At 57.0% G+C, this 6,698-nt stretch carries 6 protein-coding genes; 4 read left to right on the top strand and 2 right to left on the bottom strand.

Going from position 1 to position 6,698, the window contains the following annotated elements; all coding sequences use genetic code 11:
* The coding region (mnmC2, locus tag GTGU_RS10965) for a tRNA (5-methylaminomethyl-2-thiouridine)(34)-methyltransferase MnmC2 (RefSeq protein WP_038156696.1) at positions 1–1,057 on the bottom strand (1,057 nt) is incomplete at its 3' end.
* A 158-nt stretch (positions 1,058–1,215) separates the two neighbouring features.
* On the opposite strand from mnmC2, the gene fabB reads away from it, so the two are divergent.
* A complete protein-coding gene (gene fabB, locus GTGU_RS10960; protein ID WP_038156694.1) occupies positions 1,216–2,433 on the top strand; it encodes a beta-ketoacyl-ACP synthase I in 1,218 nt (405 codons plus the stop codon).
* A gap of 123 nt (positions 2,434–2,556) precedes the next feature.
* Here the strand turns inward: fabB and flk are convergent, their stop codons facing one another.
* On the bottom strand, positions 2,557–3,561 hold the full coding sequence (flk, locus tag GTGU_RS10955; RefSeq protein ID WP_038156693.1) for a flagella biosynthesis regulator Flk: 1,005 nt from the start codon (positions 3,559–3,561) through the stop codon (positions 2,557–2,559).
* A gap of 108 nt (positions 3,562–3,669) precedes the next feature.
* Between flk and pdxB the strand changes: the two genes are divergently transcribed.
* The 3 genes from pdxB (at position 3,670) to truA (ending at position 6,695) form a co-directional block, all read left to right on the top strand.
* Positions 3,670–4,806, top strand: coding sequence for a 4-phosphoerythronate dehydrogenase PdxB (gene pdxB / locus GTGU_RS10950; protein WP_038156691.1), 1,137 nt, complete (start codon positions 3,670–3,672; stop codon positions 4,804–4,806).
* A 63-nt stretch (positions 4,807–4,869) separates the two neighbouring features.
* The gene (locus tag GTGU_RS10945; protein WP_038156690.1) at positions 4,870–5,883 is read left to right on the top strand and encodes an aspartate-semialdehyde dehydrogenase; all 1,014 of its coding nucleotides are present in this window, start codon (positions 4,870–4,872) and stop codon (positions 5,881–5,883) included.
* Positions 5,883–6,695 (top strand): tRNA pseudouridine(38-40) synthase TruA, encoded by an 813-nt coding sequence (gene truA, locus GTGU_RS10940; protein WP_038156689.1) that lies wholly within the window; start codon positions 5,883–5,885, stop codon positions 6,693–6,695. The genes GTGU_RS10945 and truA overlap by 1 nt, the downstream gene beginning before the upstream one ends.
* The last annotated feature ends 3 nt before the right edge of the window (positions 6,696–6,698 follow it).

The raw sequence follows: 6,698 nt of genomic DNA, 5'->3' as shown, positions 1-6,698 counted from the left end.
GTGTGACCCCGCACCAGTCGTGATCAAATGACACAGGCAGAGCATTGTACAACCGCCGCGCAAAGGTGAATGCCAGCGGGAAAAAGCGCGCCAGAGCAGGATCATGAGCGCTAAGGAGCGGGTAGAGCGCCCCCTGTCGATTACCGGAGGCACCTTCAGCCGGGGCGCTGTCGGCGCAGTACAGCGTTACCTGCCAGCCACGACGCAGCAGGGCGAGTGACAACAACGCACTGGCGATGCCACCACCGATGATGGCAACGTCCTGCGAAGACGAACCCGGGCGGGCAAACCATGGCGTACGCGGGGTGACATTCAGCATGTTGGTCATTTCACCGGTCAACATTTCACGCTTGCGACCAAAGCCTTTGCGCTTTTGCATGGTAAATCCGGCTTCCTGCAAGCCGCGTCGCACAAACCCGGCGGAGGTAAACGTCGCCAGCGTCCCGCCAGGGCGTGACAGCCGCGCCATTGCTGAAAAGAGCTCGGGCGACCACATATCCGGATTTTTCGCCGGCGCGAAACCATCAAGAAACCAGGCGTCAACCTTTTGATTCAGCGTGTCGTCGAGGGTTTCGGTCAGCATGTTGATATCCCCGAACCACAAATCCAGCGTGACGCGACCACCATCAAGCAACAGGCGATGACACCCGGCAACGGGGAGCGGCCACTGCGCCTGTAACTGTTCCGCCCTGGGCGCGAGTTCCGGCCAGCGCTGATGCGCCAGCCGCAAATCGTCCTCCTGCAATGGAAATTTCTCAAAACTGATGAAATGTAATCTTTGTAGGGTAGCGTCCGGGGAACTGGCATGAAAATCGTCAAACGCCTGCCAGAGTGTCAGGAAGTTGAGCCCGGTACCGAAGCCGCTTTCCGCCACGACGAATAACGAACGGGGATGTTCCGAAAAACGCGCGGTGATCCGGTTTCCGCCGAGAAAAACATACCGTGTCTCTTCAAGGCCGTTATCATTAGAGAAGTAGACATCATCAAAATCTCGGGAAACAGGTGTACCCTCATTATTGAATTCAAGGTTGGCAGTTTGTATGGCGTTTTGTTTCACGTAAGTTACTCGTATCACGGGAAGTCTGACGATCTTAACGATGTGTGGGTGCAGGAGCAAATTTCAGAGAAATTGGCTGATCGGACTTGTTCGGCGTACAAGTGTACGCTATCTTGCGACTCGAAACTTCAAAATAGTGCGACAAACAGAGGTATTGAATGAAACGTGCAGTGATTACTGGCCTGGGCATCGTTTCCAGCATCGGTAATAACCAGCAGGAAGTCCTGGCATCTCTGCGTGAAGGACGCTCCGGGATCACTTTCTCGCAAGAGTTTAAAGATTCTGGCATGCGCAGCCACGTATGGGGAAACGTCAAACTGGACACCACCGGTTTGATCGACCGTAAAGTGGTTCGTTTCATGAACGATGCCTCTATCTACTCCTATCTCTCCATGCAGCAGGCGATTGAAGACGCTGGCCTGAAAGATGAGGTTTATCAGAACAACCCGCGCGTGGGCCTGATTGCAGGGTCTGGCGGTTCTTCTAAATCTCAGGTATTCGGTGCCGACGCGATGCGTAGCCCGCGCGGTCTGAAAGCGGTGGGGCCATATGTCGTGACCAAAGCGATGGCGTCTGCGGTCTCCGCGTGCCTTGCCACACCGTTCAAAATCCACGGCGTAAACTACTCTATCAGCTCCGCCTGCGCCACCTCTGCGCACTGTATCGGTAATGCGGTTGAGCAAATACAACTGGGCAAACAGGACATCGTATTTGCCGGCGGCGGCGAAGAGCTGTGCTGGGAAATGGCCTGTGAGTTTGACGCGATGGGCGCGCTGTCCACCAAATTCAACGAAACGCCAGACAAAGCTTCCCGTACTTATGATGCGCACCGTGATGGTTTCGTTATCGCAGGCGGCGGCGGTATGGTTGTTGTGGAAGAGCTGGAACATGCGCTGGCACGCGGTGCGCACATCTATGCTGAAATCGTCGGCTACGGCGCGACTTCTGATGGCGCTGACATGGTTGCACCATCTGGCGAAGGCGCGGTGCGTTGCATGAAGATGGCGATGCATGATGTTGACACCCCAATCGACTACCTGAACTCGCACGGTACGTCTACACCGGTGGGTGACGTAAAAGAGCTGGGTGCTATTCGTGAGGTGTTTGGCGACAACAGCCCGGCAATCTCCGCCACCAAAGCGATGACCGGCCACTCTCTGGGTGCGGCAGGCGTACAGGAAGCGATTTACTCTCTGTTAATGCTGGAGCACGGTTTTATCGCGCCGAGCATCAACATTGAAGAGATGGACGAGCAGGCGGAAGGTCTGAACATCGTCACGCAGCCGACCGAGCGTAAACTGACTACCGTGATGTCCAACAGCTTCGGCTTCGGTGGGACTAACGCCACCCTGGTGATGCGCAAGCTGAACGCGTAATTTCTGCGCAAGATAGTGAAAGGGAGCCTGATGGCTCCCTTTTTTATGCATTAACAACCCACTGCCGGGCTATTGCAACGCCATGGTCGGCCTCGTAATTACGCCCGCCTGTTTCCGTAAGGGTTAGATCACGATCCACACCAGCGCCATCGCAACCAGCAGTGCAATCAGCAACAGCCCCGGGCGTGCTGACATCGTTTTTACTGCCTCAATGAACGGTGTGAACGGGCTGTAGATGGGCTGAATATCGCGAATTTCGAGGGTATCCTGCGAACGTTCGACGCGTCTGAGGAATATCTGATTTAACAGATCCTGCACCTGGGCGATAGTCAGGGCGGACTGCGGCGTGACGTTCCAGGTTTGCTGGGCGTAATCCTGCAACGTCTGCATTTCTCGGGGTTCCAGCGGTTGTTTAAGCGCTGCCTGTATTGAGTGCAGCGTGGGGGTCTGCTGGCTGCTCAGCGTTTGTCGCGCCTGCAGCCAGGTCACCAACTGGGCAAAGTGCTTGGCCGGGATCAGCTCGCCGGTTTTCACGCCTGAAAGTTCCAGCATCGATTGCCAGATAAGCTTGCTGGACTCGCCGGTCGCCGCTGCCAGGCGGGTGACCAGTTGGTTCAGCGTATTATGCTCGGCAGGCGCCAGCGGGCGATCCGTGGCCGGACGTTGCTGCGGTTGTGGAATAGAGAGCTGACCGTTTTGCAACAGGTGCAGCACGCTCTTAAGCTGCTCGGGCGTCAACTGGCTCAATGCGGTCTGCCCGAACTGCTGGCGTACATAGTCGCTCACCGCCTGGCGGTTATTGCCCTGGCTTAGCAACTCGGTTAATTGCGATAACGTCTGACGGGTGCTGAGGTTCTGTTGTGCCGTGGTCAGCCGCTGGTTTAAATTCTGTTCGGCGGCAGGGAAATGCCGCGAGAGCAGTGGCGCATCGCCTTTCAGGCCCAGATCGTGCTTAATACCTGCCCACACTTCCGCGCTCTGCTGTGACGTCAGCGCCACCAGACGGGTGATCAAGCGCTCCAGCACGGTACGTTGCTGAGTTGAAAGCGGTTGTTCGCCGGTCGTGGACGTGGCGGGAACGCCTTCACCTGGCGGGCGAGATGGCATGCCTGAAATGGGTTGCGTCATGAGAAATCCTTACCGTCGTGGCTGTGTCCACCAGGTTGCAGGTATGCCTGGCGGCGAGATTATGGCACACTTCTGCGGTTAACTCTCGTTCTCAGACAGGTACAAACTGTGAAAATCCTCGTTGATGAAAATATGCCTTATGCCCGCGAATTATTCAGTCGCCTGGGCGAAGTCAGGGCCGTGACTGGTCGTCCGCTTCCTGAGGAAGCGCTGGATGACGCGGACGCACTCATGGTGCGCTCAGTCACGAAGGTTAATGCCGCATTACTGGCAGGCAAACCGGTGAAATTTGTCGGCACGGCCACGGCGGGAACGGATCATGTGGATGAGGAGTGGCTTGCGCAGGCGGGGATCGGTTTTTCTGCAGCGCCAGGCTGTAACGCGATTGCTGTAGTGGAATATGTTTTTTCCGCGCTACTGATGCTGGCGGAACGCGATGGTTTCGCGCTGACCGACCGCACTGTCGGTATTGTCGGCGTGGGGAATGTCGGTGGGCGTCTGCAAAAACGGCTGGAGGCGCTGGGGATCAAAACGTTGCTGTGCGATCCGCCACGAGCCGATAAGGGCGACGACGGCGACTTTCTGCCGCTGGAAACGCTGGTGGAGCAGGCGGACGTTCTGACCTTCCATACGCCATTATTTAAAGACGGCCCGTACAAAACGCTGCATTTGGCGGATGAAGCACTGATCAGCCGTCTGAAACCTGGCGCCATTCTGATTAACGCCTGCCGCGGCGCGGTAGTCGACAACAGCGCGCTGCTGGCGCGTCTTAACGCCGGACAACGCTTAAGTACGGTGCTTGATGTCTGGGAGCCAGAGCCGGATCTCAACACGGAACTGCTGACGCAGGTGGACATCGGTACCGCGCATATCGCGGGCTATACCCTGGAAGGTAAGGCGCGTGGTACCACTCAGGTGTTTGAAGCCTATAGCGAATTTATCGGTCAACGCCACCAGATATCGCTGGATACCCTGTTACCAGCACCGGAGTTTGGCCGCATTACCTTGCACGGTCCGCTCGATCAGGCAACGCTGAAAAGGCTGGTGCATTTGGTGTATGATGTGCGCCGCGATGATGCGCCGCTGCGACAGGTGGCGGGTAAAGCGGGTGAATTTGACAAGCTGCGCAAAAATTATCAGGAACGCCGTGAATGGTCCTCGCTGTATGTGCAGTGTGATGATGCCCGGGCGGCTGAAACACTGACAAAACTGGGTTTCAACGCCGTTCATCACGCAACGCGTTAATGTCTTCTTAATACGCTTCGCCGACGATAGCGGCGGGGCGGCTATTTTTCTGGAGTAACCACCATGTCTGAAGGCTGGAATATTGCCGTACTGGGCGCCACGGGCGCCGTGGGTGAAGCCCTGCTCGAAACCCTTGCCGAGCGTCAGTTCCCGGTGGGTGAATTGCATGCGCTGGCGCGTAGTGATAGCGCGGGTGAATCGCTGCGCTACGAGGGCAAAACTGTGCAAGTGCAGGACGCCGCCGATTTTGACTGGACGCAGGCGCAACTGGCGTTTTTCGTCGCCGGTGCTGAAGCCAGCGCGAAGTACATTGAGGAGGCGACTAACGCCGGTTGTCTGGTCATTGATGCCAGCGGATTGTTTGCGCTGGAGCCGGATGTACCGCTGGTGGTGCCGGAAGTGAACCCGTATGTGCTGGCGGATTACCGCAACCGTAACATTATCGCCGTGCCGGACAGCCTGACCAGCCAGTTACTGGCGGCGCTGAAGCCACTGATCGATGAAGGCGGCCTGTCGCGCATTGCGGTAACCAGCCTGATGTCAGCCTCCGCTCACGGTAAAAAAGCGGTCGATGCGCTGGCAGGGCAGAGCGCTAAGCTGTTGAACGGTATTCCGATCGATGAAGACGATTTCTTTGGCCGTCAGCTGGCGTTCAACCTCCTGCCGTTGCTGCCGGATCGCGAAGGTAGCGTGCGCGAGGAGCGTCGCATTGTCGACCAGGTGCGTAAAATCCTGCAGGACGATGGTCTGATGATCTCCGCCAGTTGCGTGCAGTCGCCAGTCTTCTACGGTCATGCGCAGATGGTCAGTTTTGAAGCGCTGCGTCCGCTGGCAGCGGAAGAGGCGCGTGACGCCTTTATCCGCGGTGAAGACATTGTGCTGTCGGAAGCGAATGAATTCCCGACGCAGGTGGGCGACGCCTCCGGCAGCGCGCAGTTGTCAGTGGGTTGCGTGCGCAACGATTACGGCATGCCGGAGCAAATCCAGTTCTGGTCAGTCGCGGATAATGTTCGTTTCGGCGGCGCACTGATGGCGGTCAAAATCGCTGAGAAGCTGGTGCAGGAGTATATGTACTAATGTCGGAAGTGGCAGAGCAGCCAGTCTATCGTATTGCCCTTGGCATCGAGTACGACGGCAGCAACTATTACGGCTGGCAGCGGCAAAACGAAGTGCGCAGCGTGCAGGAAAAACTCGAAAAAGCACTGTCGCAGGTAGCGAACGAGCCGGTTCACGTATTCTGCGCCGGGCGCACCGACGCAGGCGTGCATGGCACCGGACAGGTAGTGCATTTCGATACACACGCGCTGCGTAAAGACGCGGCGTGGACGCTGGGCGTAAATGCGAATTTGCCTGGTGACATCGCGGTGCGTTGGGTGAAACATGTTGCCGATGATTTTCATGCACGTTTCAGTGCCACAGCGCGCCGTTATCGCTATGTCATCTACAATCATCGCTTGCGCCCTGCGGTGTTAAGCCAGGGGGTGACCCATTGTCACCAGCCGCTGGACGCTGAGCGGATGCATCGTGCGGCGCAGTGTCTGATTGGCGAGAATGATTTTACCTCGTTTCGTGCTGTTCAGTGCCAGTCGCGCACCCCGTGGCGGAACGTGATGCACATTGACGTTCAACGTCATGGCCCTTATGTGGTGGTCGATATCAAAGCGAATGCTTTTGTTCATCATATGGTCAGGAATATCGTGGGCAGCCTGATGGAAGTGGGCGCCGGAAACCAGTCAGAGAGCTGGATTGCAGAGCTACTGGCAGCGAAGGACAGAACGCTGGCGGCAGCAACGGCGAAGGCGGAAGGATTGTATCTGGTGGCGGTGGACTACCCCGACTATTTCGACCTGCCGAAGACGCCGATGGGCCCGCTGTTTCTGGCGGACTAAGTG

The sequence above is a fragment of the Trabulsiella guamensis ATCC 49490 genome (assembly GCF_000734965.1).
Lineage (GTDB): Bacteria > Pseudomonadota > Gammaproteobacteria > Enterobacterales > Enterobacteriaceae > Trabulsiella > Trabulsiella guamensis.
This window is presented reverse-complemented; position numbering and strand designations above follow the sequence as displayed.

What these genes read in the sequence shown, in the direction of transcription:
- fabB (WP_038156694.1), top strand. Translation starts at nt 1,216, where the DNA reads ATGAAACGTGCAGTGATTACTGGCCTGGGCATCGTTTCCAGCATCGGT.
- truA (WP_038156689.1), top strand. Translation starts at nt 5,883, where the DNA reads ATGTCGGAAGTGGCAGAGCAGCCAGTCTATCGTATTGCCCTTGGCATC.
- GTGU_RS10945 (WP_038156690.1), top strand. Translation starts at nt 4,870, where the DNA reads ATGTCTGAAGGCTGGAATATTGCCGTACTGGGCGCCACGGGCGCCGTG.
- flk (WP_038156693.1), bottom strand. Translation starts at nt 3,561, where the DNA reads ATGACGCAACCCATTTCAGGCATGCCATCTCGCCCGCCAGGTGAAGGC.